The 18045-nt window shown below is 70.2% G+C and carries 16 protein-coding genes and 1 pseudogene; 11 read left to right on the top strand and 6 right to left on the bottom strand.

The genetic code is table 11. The annotated features are described in order from the left end of the window. Positions 1-149 precede the first annotated feature (149 nt). From RWE79_RS35290 to lepB, 5 genes are read left to right on the top strand one after another with little or no spacing between them, the layout of a single operon-like run. Complete coding sequence (locus RWE79_RS35290) at positions 150-356, top strand: hypothetical protein (RefSeq protein ID WP_475946446.1); 207 nt, start codon at positions 150-152, stop codon at positions 354-356. Beyond that, on the top strand, positions 260-1066 hold the full coding sequence (locus tag RWE79_RS35285; protein ID WP_475946303.1) for a MauE/DoxX family redox-associated membrane protein: 807 nt from the start codon (positions 260-262) through the stop codon (positions 1064-1066). The genes RWE79_RS35290 and RWE79_RS35285 overlap by 97 nt, the downstream gene beginning before the upstream one ends. Continuing rightward, complete coding sequence (locus RWE79_RS35280; protein ID WP_475946444.1) at positions 975-1529, top strand: TlpA family protein disulfide reductase; 555 nt, start codon at positions 975-977, stop codon at positions 1527-1529. The genes RWE79_RS35285 and RWE79_RS35280 overlap by 92 nt, the downstream gene beginning before the upstream one ends. Before the next feature lie 2 nt (positions 1530-1531). After that, positions 1532-3409 carry an ABC transporter ATP-binding protein gene (locus tag RWE79_RS35275; protein ID WP_475944204.1) on the top strand — a complete coding sequence of 626 codons (1878 nt, stop codon included), beginning with the start codon at positions 1532-1534 and terminating at the stop codon, positions 3407-3409. Continuing rightward, positions 3406-4131, top strand: coding sequence for a signal peptidase I (gene lepB / locus RWE79_RS35270; RefSeq protein WP_475944202.1), 726 nt, complete (start codon positions 3406-3408; stop codon positions 4129-4131). The genes RWE79_RS35275 and lepB overlap by 4 nt, the downstream gene beginning before the upstream one ends. A gap of 134 nt (positions 4132-4265) precedes the next feature. Here the strand turns inward: lepB and RWE79_RS35265 are convergent, their stop codons facing one another. Continuing rightward, positions 4266-4994 carry a helix-turn-helix domain-containing protein gene (locus tag RWE79_RS35265; protein ID WP_475944200.1) on the bottom strand — a complete coding sequence of 243 codons (729 nt, stop codon included), beginning with the start codon at positions 4992-4994 and terminating at the stop codon, positions 4266-4268. Positions 4995-5399: 405 nt separating this feature from the next. Between RWE79_RS35265 and RWE79_RS35260 the strand changes: the two genes are divergently transcribed. Then, the gene (locus RWE79_RS35260; protein WP_475944198.1) at positions 5400-8975 is read left to right on the top strand and encodes a BTAD domain-containing putative transcriptional regulator; all 3576 of its coding nucleotides are present in this window, start codon (positions 5400-5402) and stop codon (positions 8973-8975) included. Between the two features lie 240 nt (positions 8976-9215). On the opposite strand, the gene RWE79_RS35255 is transcribed toward RWE79_RS35260, so the two are convergent. Then, positions 9216-10169: a helix-turn-helix domain-containing protein gene (locus tag RWE79_RS35255; RefSeq protein ID WP_475944196.1), complete on the bottom strand. Its 954-nt coding sequence runs from the start codon at positions 10167-10169 to the stop codon at positions 9216-9218. Positions 10170-10257: 88 nt separating this feature from the next. On the opposite strand from RWE79_RS35255, the pseudogene RWE79_RS35250 reads away from it, so the two are divergent. The 5 genes and pseudogenes from RWE79_RS35250 (at position 10258) to RWE79_RS35230 (ending at position 14174) form a co-directional block, all read left to right on the top strand. Then, a pseudogene (locus RWE79_RS35250) lies at positions 10258-11243 on the top strand (IS5 family transposase). Between the two features lie 229 nt (positions 11244-11472). After that, on the top strand, positions 11473-11655 hold the full coding sequence (locus RWE79_RS35245) for a hypothetical protein (RefSeq protein WP_475944194.1): 183 nt from the start codon (positions 11473-11475) through the stop codon (positions 11653-11655). Positions 11656-11941: 286 nt separating this feature from the next. Beyond that, the gene (locus RWE79_RS35240) at positions 11942-13021 is read left to right on the top strand and encodes a Rieske 2Fe-2S domain-containing protein (protein WP_475944192.1); all 1080 of its coding nucleotides are present in this window, start codon (positions 11942-11944) and stop codon (positions 13019-13021) included. Continuing rightward, positions 13018-13218 (top strand): hypothetical protein, encoded by a 201-nt coding sequence (locus tag RWE79_RS35235; RefSeq protein ID WP_475944190.1) that lies wholly within the window; start codon positions 13018-13020, stop codon positions 13216-13218. Before RWE79_RS35240 ends, RWE79_RS35235 begins: the two co-directional genes overlap by 4 nt. After that, complete coding sequence (locus RWE79_RS35230) at positions 13215-14174, top strand: PDR/VanB family oxidoreductase (protein ID WP_475944188.1); 960 nt, start codon at positions 13215-13217, stop codon at positions 14172-14174. The genes RWE79_RS35235 and RWE79_RS35230 overlap by 4 nt, the downstream gene beginning before the upstream one ends. Here RWE79_RS35230 and RWE79_RS35225 read toward each other — a convergent pair. The 4 genes from RWE79_RS35225 to pcaDC form a co-directional block, all read right to left on the bottom strand. Further along, positions 14136-14804 carry a cytochrome b/b6 domain-containing protein gene (locus tag RWE79_RS35225; RefSeq protein ID WP_475944186.1) on the bottom strand — a complete coding sequence of 223 codons (669 nt, stop codon included), beginning with the start codon at positions 14802-14804 and terminating at the stop codon, positions 14136-14138. The two genes, RWE79_RS35230 and RWE79_RS35225, sit on opposite strands and share 39 nt — an antisense overlap. Further along, positions 14791-15498, bottom strand: a complete 708-nt coding sequence (locus tag RWE79_RS35220) for a molybdopterin-dependent oxidoreductase (protein WP_475944184.1) — start codon at positions 15496-15498, stop codon at positions 14791-14793. Before RWE79_RS35220 ends, RWE79_RS35225 begins: the two co-directional genes overlap by 14 nt. Positions 15499-15619: 121 nt before the next feature. Further along, complete coding sequence (locus tag RWE79_RS35215; protein WP_475944182.1) at positions 15620-16801, bottom strand: 4-hydroxybenzoate 3-monooxygenase; 1182 nt, start codon at positions 16799-16801, stop codon at positions 15620-15622. A gap of 5 nt (positions 16802-16806) precedes the next feature. Beyond that, positions 16807-18012, bottom strand: a complete 1206-nt coding sequence (gene pcaDC / locus RWE79_RS35210; RefSeq protein ID WP_475944180.1) for a bifunctional 3-oxoadipate enol-lactonase/4-carboxymuconolactone decarboxylase PcaDC — start codon at positions 18010-18012, stop codon at positions 16807-16809. Between the last annotated feature and the right edge of the window lie 33 nt (positions 18013-18045).

Genomic DNA, 18045 nt, shown 5'->3' with positions numbered 1-18045 from the left:
CGAGTTCACACTGCGGAAATATACAATACAGGGCTCCTTGCCGATGAAAGCATCAGTGCACTCCGAAAGGAGGGGCGCCGACGGAAAAGCCGGCGCACCGACCGAGGCTGCGCCGAAACGGCGCCGCACTGTATGAGGAAGGAGTGACGGTGAAGCAAATCCTGGAATCGATGGGAAGCAGGCTGCTCGAGCGTTTCGTGCCTGAGGCCAAGGCGGACGCTGCCGGCTGCAAGTGGTACAGCTACAACGCCTGCTGGCAGTGTGCCAACGGACCGAACGGCTTCTGTGGCTACAACGCGCCCTGCAGGGGCTGCTGGAACGGCTCGTCGTACACGTACATCGACTGCTACTGCTAGTCGCGGCCTCGGGTCCCGGCGGCGCCGGCCCACGGGCCGAAGGCGCCGCCGGGATTCGTACACGCAGCAAGGAGTCGTTCTTGTCGTACACGGTGATTATCCTCTGCTACCTCTTCGCATCCGTCTTCGCACTGTCCGCAGTAAGCAAGACATCAAGCCGCCGCGCCTTCAAGGAATTCTGCAGTTCCCTGCAGGAGCTGAGGATTGTCTCGGCCCGGTTCTCCACGCCGTTGGGCTTCGCCGTAGTGGCCGCGGAATGGGCATGCTGCCCCCTGCTGATCCTTCCCTTCCCTCTCGTCCGCCAAATCGGTTTCGCGTGGGCGGCTCTCCTGCTCACGGTTTTCGCAGGCGGGATCGAAACGACCGTACGACGGAAGATCTCGGTGACCTGCCGATGCTTCGGCGCCGGAGTCTCCGCCTTGGGCCACCGCCACGCGGTACGCAATCTGCTGCTGGCCGCAGCCGCTGTGTGGGCATCCGCCGCCTGCCGCGGATCGGGGGCTGCGCCATTGGCGGGGGCGGTGGTCGCGGCCTCAGGCGGAGTACTCATCGGCGGCCTTGTGACGATTCTGGACGACCTGCTGGCCCTGCTTCGCCCCTTCGACGAAAGGACTTCCTATGGCGATCCTCAGCGCCGCCGTGGTGCTCGTGGGAGTGCTGTGCGCGTTGGATCTGATACTGACCGTCGGAGTGGTCAAGCGGCTGCGTGAGCACTCCGACTTCCTCGCCGCCCTGGGCAGCGGGGGCACCCGGCCGAGCCTTGAAACAGGGGACGAGATCGGCGAGTTCGAGACCGTCACCCTGGACGGCACGGCCCTGCACAGGGACACGCTCGACCGGGACACGGTGGTGGCCTTCTTCGCGCCCGACTGCAAGCCCTGCGAGGAGAAGTTGCCGCGCTTCCTGGAGTTCGCGCAGGCGTTCCCGGCGGGGCGGGACGGTCTGCTCGTCGCGCTGGTCGGGGACGCCGCCACGTGTGCGGCGTTGTCGGCGAAGCTGAACCCGGTCGCCCGGGTGGTCGTCGAGGAGCAGGGAGGCCCGCTCTGTTCGGCATTCGGAGTCTCCGGTACGCCTACCGTCCTGCTGGCCGGCCCGGGCGCAGGGCCGGCGCGACGTCCGGTGCTCAAGGTTCCGCAGCTGGATCTTGCGGTCACGCTCGGCGCCCCGGTATGAGGATGACCGGCGCCGGTGATCCGTCCTCGTCGGAGCAGGACCCCGGCTGGGTCGGGCGGTTCCGGGCGGCAGTGCTCCTGGCATTCGCGGCTGCGCCTTTGGTGATGTCGCTCTACCTGGTGCTGACGATCGTGTCCGGGCTGGGCCCCGTCGTCAGCGCATGGTTGATCAGATCCCTGTTGGACGCGGTCGTGCGGCACGAAAGCCTTCGGCACCTGGTGGTCCTCGGGGCGGCCTTGTCCGTCGCCGGAGTCGTGACCGGAACACTTCCGCAACTGGGCCAGTACCTGAGGGCCCAGGCCGAGCGTCGGACCGGCCTCCTGGCCCAGGACCGGTTGTTCACCGCGGTGAACAGCTTCGTCGGGATCGGCCGGTTCGAGGACCCGCACTTCCTCGACCGCCTTCGGCTGGCCCAGCAGGTGGCCAGGACCGGCCCCGGCCAGGTACTGGAAGGTACGTTGGGGATTCTCCGGACCAGCATCACCATCGGCGGTCTCTGCGGGTCGTTGTTCCTTTTCAGTCCGGTCGTTGCGGTGCTGGTGCTGTGCTCCGGCGTGCCCATGCTTCTGGCCGAGGCGGCGCTGTCGCGAAGGCGGGTGAGGATGCTGGGCACCATCGGGCCGACAGAGCGCAGGGAACTGTTCTACTCCTCGCTGCTGTCCACGGCCGAGGCGGCCAAGGAGGTGCGGATGTTCGGAATCGGCGACCTCCTTCGCCGGCGCATGCTGGCCGAGCGCCGCACGGCCAACCGGGCCAGGCAGGCGATGGACCGTCGGGAGGTGATCGCCCAGGGGTCACTGGAAATCCTTGCGGCGGCGGTCGCCGGTGCCGGTCTGCTGCTGGCCGTGGCTCAGGCCCACTCCGGATCGATCAGCGTAGGCGACGTCGCGATGTTCGTCGCCGCGGTCTCTGCTGTCCAGGGCAGTCTGGCTGCGCTCGCCGGCGATGTCGCGGGGTCGAACACGGCAGTCATGATGTTCGGACACTATGTGGCCGTGACCCGGGTGGAGGCCGATCTTCCCGTCGCCCCCACCCCGAAGGAGCTGCCACGCCTGCATCGTGGCATCGAACTTCGCGACGTATGGTTCCGGTACGCGAAGGGGCACCCCTGGGTGCTCCGGGGGGTGAACCTGTTTATCCCAGCCGGGACGGAGACGGCCCTGGTGGGGCTCAACGGCGCGGGAAAGACCACGCTGGTCAAGCTGCTCTGCCGACTCTACGACCCCACTCAGGGCAGTATTTTCTGGGACGGCATCGACCTGCGCGACCTCGACCCCACACAGCTGCGCTGCCACATCGGCGCGCTGTTCCAGGACTTCATGAGTTATGACCTGACTGCGGCCGACAACATCGGCCTGGGGGACCCCGAAGTGTTCGACGACCGGTCCCGGATCGAGGCTGCGGCCCGGCTGGCCGGCATCGATGAGGACCTCGCCCGGCTGCCGCGCGGATACGACACCATGCTGTCGCGGAAGTTCTTCGGTGAATCCGGGCACAACAATCCTGATGCGGGCATCAGCCTCTCCGGCGGCCAGCAGCAGCGCTTGGCGCTGGCACGCGTCTTCCTACGCGACCGGCGCGACCTGATGGTCCTCGACGAGCCCTCAGCAGGGCTCGATGCGGTAGCCGAGCACGAGATGCACGCCTCGCTCCGGAAGCTCCGTCAGGGCGGAACGAGTCTGCTGATCTCCCATCGGCTGGCGGCGATCCGCGAGGCGGACCAGATCGTCGTACTGAGGGATGGTCAGGTGCTCGAACTCGGCGACCACAGAACCCTCATGGCGGCCGAAAGCCATTACGCCCAGCTGTTCCGGCTCCAGGCTGCGGGATATCTGGCCGAGTCGTGCAGTCCCCCCGCACACACCATCGATCAGTCGTGAGCAGCGTGCCGCCGCCCGAACAGCCTGTCATCGGCCTGCCGGGGAAAGAGATGCCCGGCGCGGAGACCCTTCGGGAGGGCGGGGCCGGCCGGGCCGGCAGCCATGGTCCGTCGCGTGCCCGTGCCGCCATTGGAATGGGCGCCCTGCTGTTCTTCGCCGGAGCAACGGTCCTGGTCAGCGTGGGTACTGGCGTCTGGGCCCTGGTCTGCTGCGTTCCTGCGGCGGCTTCTTGTACGTGCTGGATCGCCGCGACCTTCCTTGCGCGGCGCTTCGTGGTGATCCGCGTGGACGGAGAGAGCATGGAGCCCACGTACCGTCATGGCGACCGGGTACTCGTGCGGCGTGGCGCGGCGTTCCGGAGGGATCAGGTGGTGGTCATCGAGAGGCCGGCGGTCCCCGCGCTTGCGCAGACGCGGCGTCGGCTGACGAGGACCGGGCAGGTCGCGCTGCCGGCGCGGCACTGGTTGATCAAGCGTGTGGCCGCGATGCCCGGCGATCCGGTTCCCTTCCTGGGCACGTCCATGGAATCCGGACCGGGGGATCGGCCTCCCGGCCGGCGGGACGCGCTCGTCCCTGACGGCAGACTCGTACTGCTGGGCGACAACTCCGACCACAGCGTTGATTCCCGGCACGTGGGCTACTTTCCGACGCACCTGGTACTCGGTCCGGTGTGTGCGGTCCTCTCAGCCGGGGGGCAACAGGCCGGTGATCCGTCGAAGTGACCTGAGGCGCGGCGCCGGGATTGCTGCCGGACCGCTTCCTCAGGCCTCTCTCCGAGCCGGCAGGTGGCGAAGACCGGGCCGTGCCGGCCGCACTCCGGCGAGCCGCGGAACGCTTCAGCGGGTCTCCGGTCTGCTCAGGTGGGCAGCAGCACGCTGGCGCTCTGTCCTTCCAGCCGGTCCCCGGCCGAGGGGTCCCGGCGGGCCGCGGCGCGATGGGCAAGGAACCGGCGCGGTGTGCAGCCGGTCATCGCCTTGCACTCATGGCCAAGGTGCGCCTGGTCGTGAAAGCCGGCCGCCGCTGCCACCTCGGCTGCGAGCCGGCCCTCGGCCATCAGCCGCAGCGCCCGCTGCAGGCGCATCACTCGCGCGGCGGTTTTAGGGGTCAGACCGATCTGCTCCCGGAAGCGGCTCTCCAACTGCCGCTGGGACAAGCCCACCGCCCGGGCGAGGGCGGGGATGGTGATGGTCCCGGCGGTGCGGACGAGTTCCTGCCAGGCCCACGCCACGCGCGGTGCGTGGGCGGGGCCGCCCCCGCTCCACTGTGTGAGCACCGTGTCGAGCAGGGTGAAGCGCTCCGGCCAGGTGGGGGTGGCTGCGAGTACACCGGCGAGGTCGTCGGCGCGGCTGCCGAGCAGGTCCGGCAGTTCGACCGCTGTATCCGCCAGGTGGTACATGGCGGTATCGAAGAGGGTGAAGGCCCCCCACGGGGCGAGGGCTACCTCGATCCCGTACAGGCGGCCGTCGTGCTCTCCTGTCCTGGCCCGGGTGTTCGGGCCGCACACCAGCGAGGGGAACGCGGCCGCCGGTACCGCGCGGTCGGACAGGCCGGTCAGCCGCAGCTTCTCCTCGAAGAGGATGACCATGGCCGCTGTCCCCGTCGGGACCTCCAGGCGCCGTCGCGGCCGTCCCAGATCCAGGCGAAAGCCGCGGTAGCCCAGCACGCCCGGGCGTAACCGGGGATGGGGACGGGCAGTTGCCACCTGCCAGGTTCCATCGGGGCAGGACGAGTGCTCCATACGCGTTCCCTCAACTATTTACGACATGCGCGTGTCAATATCAGGTCAGCGGTGTCGGGCCTCGGTGCCATCGCCGGGGCGGATGGACCAGTGCTTGAGCTCAGCCGTACGTCAGGGTCATGACCACCCGTCCGATGTGGGACGGAATGGCCACGATGCACGGCCGTCAGTCGGCGAACCTTGGACGAACGTTGAATGGGCTGGTCGGAAGCGCTGTGCTGGAGTGCGGATCTGATACCCGGGGGGGGTACGGTGACGGTCGAGTTCGATCTGCTCGGCAGTATCGAGGCGCGTGTCGAGGGCCGGATCGTCGATTTGGGCCATGCCCGGCAGCGTTGCGTTCTGGCGGTACTGCTGGTGGAGGCCAACCAGGTGGTCCCGGTCGGCCGGCTCGCCGACCGCGTCTGGGCCGACCGTCCTCCGCAGCGGGCTCGCAATACCCTCTACGGCTACCTTTCCCGTCTCCGGCAGGCGCTGGCCGCTGTCGAGGGGGCAGCTATCGTCCGGCGGTCCGGCGGCTATGTCCTCGACGTCGAGGCGGCGGCAGTGGATCTGCACCGTTTCCACGCCCTCGCGACACAGGCCCGGGCGGCCGGGCAGCGTGAGCAGGACGAGCAGGCCGCTGCCCTGTTCGGGCGGGCACTCGGCCTCTGGCGGGGCGAGGCCTTCGCCAGTCTGGACACGCCCTGGATCAACGCCCTCCGCGATACCGTGCACGAGGAACGGACCGCTGCCGAACTGGACCACACCGACGTCCGGCTCCGCCTCGGTCACCACACGGAACTACTGGCCGGGCTGTCCGCCCGGGCCGGAGCACATCCGCTGGACGAACGTCTGGCCGGCCAGTTCATCCTCGCGCTCTACCGGTCCGGCCGCCCCGCCGATGCCCTCGACCACTACCGGCAGACCAGGCTGCGGCTGGCCGAAGAACTCGGCTGCGACCCCGGCCTCCCGCTTCGCCAACTGCACCAGCGGATCCTCACCACCGACCCCGCGCTGAACACCCCCGCGGCCCGGGGCAAGCCGGCATCCGCCCCGGTACCGCACCCGTTACCCGCACCTCCACCGGCGCCCACCGCACGGGACGGCGGTGACCTCCCCCGTACGCCGACGCAGCGGCGTCCCCGGACGGGAGACCGTCTGGTCGGGCGAACCGCGGAGTTGGGGATCCTCGACGGTGCGATCGACGACGCCCTGGCCGGGGCGGCAGGGGTGGTCGAGATCGTCGGAGAACCCGGGATCGGGAAGACCCGGTTGCTCGGCGAACTGGCCAGGCGCGCGCGAGAGCGCGGCTTCGTAACCCTGGCCGGGCATGGCGTGGAGTTCGACCGGGCTCCGTACGGCGTATTCGTGGACGCGCTGGACGACCACCTCGGCACGGTGGACGCCGGCATTCTCGGGCACCGACAGGACGGTGCATCGCCCGGACTGTTCCCCTTGCTGAGTGCGGTCTTCCCGGCGCTCGCCGAGCGGATTCCGGGCGGGTCCGGGCCGGTGGCGGTTGAACGGTACTGGTTCCACCGAGCGGTGCGGTCGCTGCTGGAGACGCTGAGTGCCGATGGCGGGCTGGTGCTCGGCCTGGACGACCTGCAGTGGGCGGATGACGGTACGGCCGAACTGATCAACCATCTGGTACGGCACCCGCCAAGAGCTCCGCTGCTGATAGCGCTGGCCTACCGCCCGCGCCAGGTCCCGCAGCGGCTGGCCGCGGCACTGACCCGGGCGGCCTCGGAAAGAAGGATGGCCAGGGTCGAGCTGGGGCCGCTGTCCCCGGCAGAGGGCGCGGAGCTGTGCGGCGCCAGGACGGACCGCTGGCGCTTCCAGCAGTTGTACGAGGCCAGCGGTGGCAACCCGTTCTACCTGGAGGCACTGACCCGCAGAGCCGGGCACGAACGCCCTCCGGCGGTTCCCGCCGACTCGGTGGCCGCCGCCGACGACCTACCGCCGTCGGTGCGTGCCGCGTTGCTGGAGGAGCTGGAAGGCCTGTCTGCCGCCGCGACATCCTGTGCGCGGGCAGCGGCGGTGCTCGGCGATTCCTTCGAAGCCGAGATGGTCTCGGTCGTGGCCCGAACCGACGAGACCCAGGCCCTTGCGGCCCTGGACGAGATCGCGGAGCGGGACCTGATACGCCAGATCGGCTCCACACGTCAGTTCCGGTTCCGCCACCCCCTGGTGCGCGCCGCGGTGTACCAAGGCGCGGGCGCCGGCTGGCGGATCGCGGCCCACGCCAGGGCCGCGGACCACCTCGCGCGGCGCGGCGCACCGCTGACCGCCCAGGCGTCGCACGTCCAGCGGTCGGCACGGGCAGGAGATGACCATGCCGTCGACATCCTGGTTCGGGCCGCCCGCCAGGTGATGACGATCGCACCGGCCACCGCCGCCCTCTGGACACAGGAAGCCCTGCGGCTGCTCGGCGAGCGGAACACCCTGCGGCCCGAACTGTGGCTCCAGCGGGCCGACGCGCTCGGCATGGCCGGGCGCCTGCACGAAAGCCGCGACGTCCTGCGCACCACCGCCTCCCTCCTGCCCCGGCAAGCCCTGGGCAGGCGGGCCCGGGTGACGGTCGCCCTGGCCACAATGGAATGGATGCTCGGCCGGTACGAAGAAGCTACGGCCCTTCTGCTCCACGAACTGGCCGACCACCACGGCCGGCCGCAGCCTGAGACCGCAGCCCTGGAGCTGGGGGCCGCGGTCGTGGCGCTTCGTACGAACGACTTCCGCACGGCCATCGACCGGGGCGGGCGGGCGTTGCGCTCGGCGGAACATACCGGCGACCCGCAGGAGATCACCTCGGTCCGCGCTCTGCTGGCTCTGGCGCATACCTTCGCCGGTGACTCCGCCCGGTCGGCGGACTTCCTCGGCCCGGTGCTGGATGTGCTCGACGACGCCGATGACGAGCAGCTTGCCGGCCAGCTGGACACGCTCGTCATGGCCGGCTGGACGGAAATGCTCCACGAACGCTACGACCCCGCCCTGCACCATCTGGGCCGCGGCCTGGAGATATCCCGGCGTACGGGCCACAGCAACGTGCTCGCCGACCTGTTCGCGGCCTCCGCCTACAGCTTCATGTGGCTCGGGCGGCTGGACGAGGCAGCAACGTACGCCGACGATGCCCTGGAAGCGGCGTCACTCATCGGGAGCAACGAACCACGTTCACTGGCCGAGGTGGTGAGCGCGGCGGTCTCGTTATGGCGGGGAGACTTCGCCGGAGCACTCAAGATCTGCGAGGAGTCACTCGCCCAGTCCGGCCCTGCACCGGGCGGGCGCCGCTCGGCGATGGTCGCGATGTACGGCCAGACGCTGTTGCTCAACGGCGATCCGGCCAGCTGCGTGAGCAAGATACTCGAAGCGGGAGGCGGCCCCGAACTGCTGGGAATCGAAGCACCGGTGCGGCCCATGTGGTTCCGGGTGCTGACCGTCGCGGAACTGGCCCGCGGCGACATCGGAGCTGCCGAACTGTGGGCCGACCGCGCGGACTGCGCGGCGGACCCGGACGGGTCGCCCGGCCGACGCGGTTTCGCGTTGCTGGCCCGTGCCGAGGTGCAACTCACCCGGCAGGACACGTCAGCGGGCCCGACCGCATGCCGGGCCGCCGCCGAATTCGGTGCAGCCCGAACTCCCCTCCACGAGGCCATGGCCCGACTGACAGCCGGCATCGCACTGTCCGCCTCCGGCCACCGGGCCGAGGGACTCACCCAACTGGACAAGGCCAGAACCCTGGCCGTCGCCTGCGGAGCGATCCCCCTGTCCGAGGCGGCCGGTCACGAACACGACCGCATCCTCACCTCACCCCCGCCGCCGCCATCCGGCACCACGCCCGGGGTCTGAGAACGGCGGATCCCGGGGTCCTGGCACTCGTATTTCCCCGCCCAGCACCGCTCCGCCGGCGTCGGGCATCTCGGCGTCGGGCATCTCGGCGTCGGGCATCTCGGCGTCGGGCATCTCGGCGTCGGGCATCTCGGCGTCGGCCTTCGCGGCCTCCTGGTGGACCGTGTCAGGGGGAAGAAGTCGGCGCTCCGCAATCGCGCCGACCGTTGCGCTGAGATGCCCGGATGGCCTCACGACGTCTTACGAGATGAGATCGATCTCGTTGCTCTCGAAAACAGTGGTGGACAGTCCCGCCGCCGCTGGTGCGTCCGGTACGCCAGCTGCGAAGGAACTCAGCATCGACGTGATGAACTCTCGGAGTGCAGCGACAGCCGAGGCTGCGTGATGGGCCCTGTAGGCACCGAGGGTGGCAATCCGACGGATTGTCTGTGCGGAGGCGTAGCCGAGGCCGAAGGCCAGGATGTGAGGGTGGGGACGCCAGGTGGCGTCGATGAGCGCAGCATGCGCCTCTTCCCAACCGCGGTCGGTGGGTTCCCCATCGGTGATGAAGAAGACGACAGGCCGCCACATGCGCGTTCCGGCGGCCTTGAACGCAGCTACGTCGCGGGCGATCTGCTCTCGGAGCAGGCTCAATGCGGGGCCGTAGGCACACCCCCCACCAGCGACGAGCGGTTGCATTCGGGAGAGATCGGCGTAGTCGGACAACGGCGTCACCACATAAGCGGTGGACTCGAATCCGATCACGCACACTCGCACGATCTCGGCCAGAGGGGGGCTGTTTCCGAGGGTGTAGGCGAACTCTCGTAACGCCTCATTGACCGCAGGCACCTGTGCGGCGAGAGAGCTGGAGACGTCGCAGAGGAGGTAGATCGGCAGGATCGGACTATGGAGTTCGAGGGGGCGGTAGTGACTCGGCTGGTAGGTGTTCTCGCGTTCGGCGTCGATCTGGATCCATGCCGTGCGCAGGGGTTCCGCGGGCGCGTCGCAGGCTGCCGCGAAGCTGACTACGTGGTCCCAGTTGGGGAATCGGTCACCGTTGAGTATGTGTGTGACCGTCGCGGCCGAGCAGCTCATCTGACGGGCAAGTCTGACCCGGGTGGGCTTGCCGGCGGCGCGGTGGATCTCGCGCAGCTGTGCGGCGAACCGATGGACCGGGTTGTGTTCGGGATCGAGCTGTGGAGGACGTCGCGGCATCTCTCTCCCTAGGTCCTGTCTGGAGTTCGGATCAGGAGTTCGGTAGATCGCCTGCGCGCGAGGGCTCGGTCTTGATAGGCCGTCAGTCATGGCGCGAGGCGATCTCACCGAAGAGCAGTGGGCCCTGATCGAGCCCCATCTCCCGATTGCCGCGGTTGGGCCCATCCCTGACCTGCGGAAACACTTCAACGCGGTGATGTGGCGGTTCCGGACCGGTAGCCCCTGGCGTGACCTGCCGACCGAGTTCGGGCCCTGGCCGAGCGCGTACGACCGCTTCCGGATCTGGGCGACGCGGGGTGTTTTCCAGGATCTGATGCAAACAGTGATCGCCGAGGCCGCCGCCCGCGGCCAGGCCGACCTGGGCCTGGTCAGCGTGGACTCTGCGACCGCCCGGGCCCACCATCACGCCGCCGGGATGGCCCTGGACCCCGAGCAGTTGGCGGCCTTGGAAATGGCCGTCGAGGCCGAAAAGGGGGCGATGGCAAGGCGCAAAGAACGCAGGACGGACAGGCCGAGGATGAGGCGCGCGTCGAGCGGCGACGGGTCCGCCGACGACACCGAGCCCGCTTGAAAGCCGCCGAGCTGGGGCGTTCCCGGGGCGGACTGACGAGCAAGATCCATGTGGCGGCTGACCGACGCTGTCGCCCGCTTGCGTTCGTCCTCACGCCCGGGCAGGCCGGCGACAGTCCGCAGTTCGCCCCGGTCCTGGAACGGGTGAAGGTGCGCGGCCCGATCGGGCGCCCGCGGACCCGGCCGGATGCGGTGGCCGCGGACAAGGCGTACTCGTCCCGACGCAACCGCCACTACCTGCGACGACGCGGGATCCGAGCCGTGATCCCGGAGAAGGTCGACCAGGCCGCGAACCGCAAGAAGCGTGGCAGCGCTGGCGGTCGGCCAGTCTCACACGACGCGACACTCTACAAAGAGCGCAACACCGTGGAACGGTGCATCAACCGGCTGCGGAACTGGCGCGGTATCGCTACCCGGTACGACAAGACCCCGGAGAGCTACGAGGCCGGACTGCACCTGTGTGGTGCGATGCTCTGGCTCCGCAGCATCGCACCACACTCGTGATCCGAACTCCAGACAGGACCTAGGGAACCCGGTAGTCCTGTCGGCAGGCGTTGTCCGTCATTGTCCGTCATAGTGCGCTTCAGCAACCAGGGAATCCGGTGACGTGCGCCGATGTCTGGACAAGCAAGCACGTTGTCGGCACCGCAAGTTGGGGGTCTCGGCGCAGGAAGACTGCTGAGGAGACGGGTGCTCGGTGCCTCGTCCACAACGCGGTCATGGGAGGTCAGTGGTGACAGCCACCAAATGCATGCTCTTGACGATCGGGCTTCTGGGCTCGATCGTCGCCGGGTTTGTCGCCGGCAACGTGGTGTACGCGTTGGGGGCCTCAGGAGCCACCGCGTTGTGCACGGGCGCCGGAGCCGGCGCTGCGGCGATGGGTCTGTTCTTCGCAGGCGTGGCTGCTTTTCGCTGACGCGGAACGAATTCGACACCGAGATGCGCTGCGTGCCACCCGTCGCTACAAGGCCACTCGACGCACTGTCGCGATGCCTGCCGCACTTCGCCCCACGGGGCCCGTTCGTCCCCGCTCGCACAGAAGTGGTAGCCCCGATCCTTCGTCCAGATCACTCGTCTCACGCACCACCACCAGCTCTGAACAGGCGGTTTGTGGACGCGCTTCCGTCCAGCGGAAGAGACGTTGCGGGGCTGCGACGCCCTTCTGGACGATGTCGGCACCACCAGTGACGGGAGCCCGGACAATGACGTCTTTCGCAAGGAACCAGTGGTATGTCGCGGCCTATGGCCGTGAGGTCGGTCGCGAGCTGCTCGGGCGGACGATCCTCGGTGAGCCGATCGCGTTCTACCGGACCGAGGACACCGGGGAGGTGGTCGCTCTCGCCGACCGCTGTGTCCACCGGCGCTTCCCGTTGTCGGCGAGCCGGCTGGACGGCGACAGGGTGGTGTGCGGCTACCACGGGTTCACGTACGACACGACCGGTACGTGTGTCCATGTCCCCGGCCAGAAGCGGATACCGCGGACCGCCCGGGTGGGCAGTTATCCGGTGGTGGAGCAGGACTCCTTCGTGTGGGTGTGGATCGGCGACCCGGCGTCGGCCGACGCCGCCGCCATCCCGCGGGCGCCGCATCTGGCCGACTCCGCGAACTGGACGACGGTGGGCGGCATGGAGCCGATCGACGCCGACTACGGCCTCCTCGTGGACAACCTGATGGACCTGTCGCACGAGACGTATCTGCACGGCGGCTACATCGGCACCCCGGAGGTCGCGGAGACCCCGATGACCACCGAGGTCGACGAGGGCGCCGGGATCGTACGGGTCAGCCGGCACATGGACGACGCCGAGTGCCCGCCGTTCTATGCCCGTTCGACCGGGATCCAGGGCCGGATCACCCGCTGGCAGGACATCGAGTACCACGCCCCCTGTCTGTATCTGCTGCACAGCCGGATCGCCCCGCAGGGTGTGCTGCCGAACGCCGACGGCACCGACCCGGACGCGTTCCATGTGGAGATCACCTATGCGATCACCCCGTCGACGGACCGGCATGTGTACGACTTCTGGTCGGTCTCCCGCGACTTCGGGCACGGCGACGAGGAGATGTCGGCGTTCCTGCACGACTTCAACCGCGAGGTCGTCATCCAGGACGTCGACGCGCTCAACCTGCTGCAGAAGGCCCTGGACACCGAGCCGGCGGGCTACCAGGAGCTGAGCATCAACATCGACACCGGGGGCCTGGCCGCGCGCCGCATCCTGGCCCGGCTGGCCGCGGAGGGGGCGGCGCGGGCCTCTGCCGACGCGTCCGTTCCGGCAGCCACGCGATGAGCCGCCCGCACACCGCCGAGGTCTACCGCATCGACTGGGTGCCCGGCACCGACTGGCTGCACGGCCTCTGCCACTGCGGGGCCGAGCGGGACGGGCAGGACCCGGTGGAGATGTGGCAGTGGATGCTGGCCCACCCGGCCGGCCACGGCAGTACCGACAGCAGTACGGACATCCCTGACAGCAAGGAGGAACGGTGACCACGGCTCCGCAGCACGAGGAGTACGAGGCCGAACTCCTCGTCGCCGCCCGCGCCGACGAGGCGGACGGCGTCGTCTCGCTGACCCTGCGGCACCCGGCCGGTGAGCCGCTGCCCGCCTGGGAGCCGGGCGCCCATGTCGACCTGCTCCTGGCGGACGGACCGGTCCGGCAGTACTCGCTGTGCGGCGACCCGGCCGACGCCACCGCCTGGACGGTCGCGGTGCTGCGCGAGCCGGACGGCCGGGGCGGCTCGGCGTACGTCCACGACAAGCTGGAGCGGGGCTCCCGGGTCCGGGTCCGGGGGCCGCGCAACCACTTCGCGCTGCGGCCGGCCGCCGGCTACCTCTTCGTCGCCGGCGGCATCGGCATCACCCCGATCCTGCCCATGGTCGCCGCGGCGGAGGCGGCGGGGGCGCGGTGGACGCTGCTGTACGGGGGCCGGACCCGCGGCTCGATGGCCTTCCTGGACCGGCTGGCCGCCTACGGCGACAAGGTGCGGGTCGCGCCGCAGGACGAGACCGGGCTGCTGGACCTGGACGCCCATCTGGGCTCCCACAGCCCGGAGACCCTGGTCTACTGCTGCGGCCCGGGGCCGCTGCTCGACGCCGTCGAGGCCCGCTGCGCCGCCGCCCACACCGAGCGGTTCCGGGCGAAGGCGCCCGATCCGCGGGCCGCGTCGGACGCCTCGGACGCGTTCGAGCTGGTGCTGCGGCGGTCCGGGCTGACCCTGGACGTCGGGCCGGAGCGCAGCATCCTGCAGACCGTCCGGGACGCGGGCGTCCAGGTGCTGTACTCCTGCGAGGAGGGCACCTGCGGCACCTGCGAGACCGACATCGTCGAGGGCGAGGCGGACCACCGCGACTCGGTGCTCACCGGAGAGGAACAGGCCGCGGGCGAGACGATGATGATCTGCGTGTCACGCTGCCGGGGTGCGCGGCTGGTCCTCGACCTGTGACGACCCGGTCGTCCCGTCGTGCTTCCACCGGGGGTGGTGCCGGCGCACCCACTCCGGGGTGACAAAGCCGGTACGCATCCCCAGCCGGGCCTCGGGGTCCTGTGCGGCCATCCAGATATGGCCGATCACGGCGATCCCGATGGCCAGCGCCAGCCAGTCGTGGACGAAGGTGGCCCCGGTGCGCAGGGTGACCACCGCGATCTCCGGGAACCACATCATCAGACCGGTGCCGATCATCACCAGGGCGGCACCGGCGGCGAAGGACGCGTACATCTTCTGCCCTGCGTTGAACTTGCCCGCCGTCCGCAGGTCCTGGGGCCGCCTGCGCAGGGCGTCACGCAGCCAGGTCCAGTCGTACGAGGCGAAGCGGTTGAGCAGTCCCAGGTCGCGGCGGAACGCGCGGGACGCCAGCCCGGCCAGGGCGGGGACGGGCAGCATGATGCCGGCCCACTCGTGGACGGTCACCACCAGGCGGCGCCGGCCGACGATCTCGGCGAGGGCGGGCAGGTAGAGCATCGCGGCGGTGGCCAGGCAGATCAGCATCAGGGCGGACGTGCTGCGGTGCACCCAGTGCTCGGCCCGGGTGAACCGCCGGATGCGGCCGCCGCCGGGGGCGTCAGGTCGCGTCATCGCTGCGCCCGTTGGAGCGGCCGACCCAGGCGTCGACGTCGTAGCCGTAGTGCTCCCAGTAGCCGGGCTCGACCTCGCGGGTGACCTCGATCCCGGACAGCCACTTGGCCGACTTGTAGAAGTACATGGGGGCGACGTAGAGGCGGACCGGGCCGCCGTGGGCCGTGGTGACGGCCTTGTCCTGCATCTTGAGCGCCACGATGACGTCCTTGCGGCGGGCCTGCTTCAGCGTCAGGCTCTCGCTGTACGCCCCGTCGAAGCAGGTGAAGCGCACGGCGGTCGCGCTGTCCCGCACGCCCGCGAGATCCAGCAGATGCGAGAGCCGCACGCCCTCGAAGGGCGTGTCGTCCACCCGCCAGCCGGTCACGCACTGCACGTCGCGCACCAGCCGGGTCTGCGGCATCGCGCGCAGGTCGGCCAGCCGGTAGGTGGCGGGGGTGTCGACCAGGCCGCTGATCTTCAGCCGGTAGTCCTGTTCGGAGCGGTGCGGGACCGAGGAGGAGACCGAGTAGAAGCGGAAGCCACCGCCGCCGGGCAGCAGGCCGGTGACCCCGGTGGGGTCCTTGCTGCTGACGGTGGAGAGCGCGGAGTCCAGGCCGCCCTGGAGCTTGGCGCCGAAGGCCACTCCGGCGGCCCCGAGCCCGATCATGCCCAGCACCACGCGCCGGCCGACCGGCGCGCCCTGTTCTTCCATACCGTCCACGTTACTGCTAGGGGTCTGGGTCTCCCATGATCGGCCACCGGCCGTAATGGGACGGTAAGGACCTGCGCGCGGGCATGCGCGGGCATGCGCGGGCGGCGGATGCCGGCGCGGGTCAGCCGATGCGCAGGCCCGCGTAGTTCTCGGCGAGTTCGGCGGCGGCATGCGGGGAGGAGGCGATCCGGTCGAGCTGGGAGATCTGCAGCCGGGTGTCGAAGGCGCTCTGTTCCGGGTCGGTGTGCAGGGTGGTGGTCATGAAGTACGAGAAGTGCTCGGCCCGCCAGACCCGCTTGAGGCAGGTGTCGGAGTAGGCGTCCAGCGCGGCGGCCGAGCCGGTGGATCTCAGGTGCTCGAAGGCCTTGGCGAGGACGATGACGTCGGCGGCGGCGAGGTTGAGGCCCTTGGCCCCGGTGGGCGGCACGATGTGCGCGGCGTCGCCGGCCAGCAGGACCCGGCCCCAGCGCATCGGCTCGGAGACGAAACTGCGCATCGGCAGCACGCCCTTGGAGGTGATGGGGCCCCGCTCCAGCTTCCAGGCGCCACCGTCGTCGACGGCGAAGCGGGCGTCCAGCTCGTCCCAGATCCGTTCGTCGCTCCAGCTGTCCGGGTCGGTGCCGTTGGGGACCTGGAGGTAGAGCCGGCTGACGGACGGCGAGCGCATGCTCAGCAGGGCGAAGCCGCGTTCGGAGTGGGCGTAGACCAGCTCGTCGCTGGACGGCGGAACGTCGGCCAGGATGCCCAACCACGAGTAGGGGTAGACGCGTTCGTACGTCCTGCGCACGCTGTCGGGTACCGCGGTACGGGCCACGCCGTGGAAGCCGTCGCAGCCCACCACGTAGTCGCAGCTGAGGGTCCGGTCCTGGCCCTGGTGGGTGTAGTGGATCACGGGGCGTTCGGTGTCGGCGCCCTCGACGGCCCTGACCCGGGCCTCGAAGCGCAGCGGCGGGCCGTCCTGGAGCTGGAGGGCGATCAGGTCCTTGCAGACCTCGGTCTGGGCGTAGACCCACACGCGCCGGCCGCCGGTCAGGGACGGGAAGTCGATACGGTGCGCCTTGCGGTCCCAGCGCAGCTCGATGCCGTCGTGGACCAGGCCCTCGCGGTCCAGGCGCTCCCCCGCCCCGCAGCCGCGCAGCACGTCCACGGTGCTCTGTTCGAGGATGCCGGCGCGCTGGCGCTGCTCGACGTACGCGCGGTCGCGGCTCTCCAGGACGACGCAGTCGATGCCGGAGTTGTGCAGCAGGCGGGCGAGCAGCAGGCCCGCCGGGCCGCCGCCGATGATGCCGACGGTGGTGTGCATGAGGATCAGTGCCCCTCTTCTTCGAGGTGTTCTGCGGGGTTCTCTTCCAGGACGCGGTTGGCGATGGCGAACGCGGCGTTGGCCGCGGGCACTCCGCAGTAGACGGCCGACTGGAGCAGGACTTCCTGGATCTCGTCGGGGGTCAGGCCGTTGCGCAGCGCGGCCCGGACATGCATGGCGAGTTCCTCGTGGTGGCCGTGGGCGACCAGCGCGGTGAGGGTGATGCAGCTGCGGGTCTTGCGGGACAGGCCCGGCCGGGTCCAGATCTCACCCCAGGCGTAGCGGGTGATGAAGTCCTGGAACACCGAGGTGAAAGGGGTCGTGCGGGAGACGGCCCGGTCGACGTGGGTGTCGCCCAGCACCGCGCGGCGGACCGTCATCCCGGCGCGGTGCCGGGCGCCGTCGTCGGCCGGCCGTGCGGCGTCCCCGCTCTGCGCGAGGTGCCCGAGCAAGGCCGCCAGTACGGGTGCCGGGCGCTCGACACCGGCGAGGTGGGCGGCGTGCGCGACCTCGGTGAGGCTCGCGCCGGGGATGCCGTCGGCCAGCTCACGCGCGTGGGCGGGCGGGGTGGCCGGGTCCTCACGGCCGGCGATCACGATCGTCGGGGCGGTGATCCGTGGCAGGTCGGCGCGCAGGTCGAAGCCGGCGATCGCGTCGCAGCAGGCCGCGTACGCCTGGGCGTCGGCGGAGCGCATGTCCCCGACCAGTGCGTGGGCGGCCGGTTCGGCGGTGAACGCCGGGGTGAACCAGCGCGAGGCCGCGGTGTCCGCCACCGGGTCGGTGCCCTTGGCCCGGACCAGGGCGGCGCGCTCATGCCAGCCCCGGGGTTCGCCGAAGCGGGCGGAGGTGCAGACCAGGGCGAGCGACTCGATCCGCTCGGGGTGGTTGACGGCGAGCCAGATGCCGACGGCTCCGCCGAGGGAGACGCCCGCGTACGCGAAGCGGTCGACGCCCAGGCTGTCCGCGAGGGCCAGGACCAGCCGGCCGAGGTCGGCGACGGTCGCCCCGGTGGCGGGCAGCAGTTCGGCGGACGAGTCGCCGTGGCCCGGCAGGTCGTAGCGGATGACGCGACGGGTCCGGGCGAGTGCGGCGACCTGCGGGGCCCAGACGGCGAGCGAGGTGCCGAGGGAGGGACCCAGGACGAGCGGCGGGGCGCTGTCGGCGCCCTCGACGCGGTGGTGCAGCTGCCGGTGGGCGGCGGGGGTGGTCATGCGGGGCTCCCTGTCGTCACGCCGCCCTCGCGG

Source organism: Streptomyces sp. RLA131, from assembly GCF_056270125.1.
Note: the sequence above shows the minus strand (reverse complement) of the source record. Positions and strands in the feature narration are given on the sequence as shown.

What these genes read in the sequence shown, in the direction of transcription:
- RWE79_RS35280 (WP_475946444.1), top strand. Translation starts at nt 975, where the DNA reads ATGGCGATCCTCAGCGCCGCCGTGGTGCTCGTGGGAGTGCTGTGCGCG.
- RWE79_RS35275 (WP_475944204.1), top strand. Translation starts at nt 1,532, where the DNA reads ATGACCGGCGCCGGTGATCCGTCCTCGTCGGAGCAGGACCCCGGCTGG.
- RWE79_RS35265 (WP_475944200.1), bottom strand. Translation starts at nt 4,994, where the DNA reads ATGGTCATCCTCTTCGAGGAGAAGCTGCGGCTGACCGGCCTGTCCGAC.
- RWE79_RS35255 (WP_475944196.1), bottom strand. Translation starts at nt 10,169, where the DNA reads ATGCCGCGACGTCCTCCACAGCTCGATCCCGAACACAACCCGGTCCAT.
- RWE79_RS35240 (WP_475944192.1), top strand. Translation starts at nt 11,942, where the DNA reads ATGACGTCTTTCGCAAGGAACCAGTGGTATGTCGCGGCCTATGGCCGT.
- RWE79_RS35235 (WP_475944190.1), top strand. Translation starts at nt 13,018, where the DNA reads ATGAGCCGCCCGCACACCGCCGAGGTCTACCGCATCGACTGGGTGCCC.
- RWE79_RS35225 (WP_475944186.1), bottom strand. Translation starts at nt 14,804, where the DNA reads ATGACGCGACCTGACGCCCCCGGCGGCGGCCGCATCCGGCGGTTCACC.
- RWE79_RS35220 (WP_475944184.1), bottom strand. Translation starts at nt 15,498, where the DNA reads ATGGAAGAACAGGGCGCGCCGGTCGGCCGGCGCGTGGTGCTGGGCATG.
- RWE79_RS35215 (WP_475944182.1), bottom strand. Translation starts at nt 16,801, where the DNA reads ATGCACACCACCGTCGGCATCATCGGCGGCGGCCCGGCGGGCCTGCTG.
- pcaDC (WP_475944180.1), bottom strand. Translation starts at nt 18,012, where the DNA reads ATGACCACCCCCGCCGCCCACCGGCAGCTGCACCACCGCGTCGAGGGC.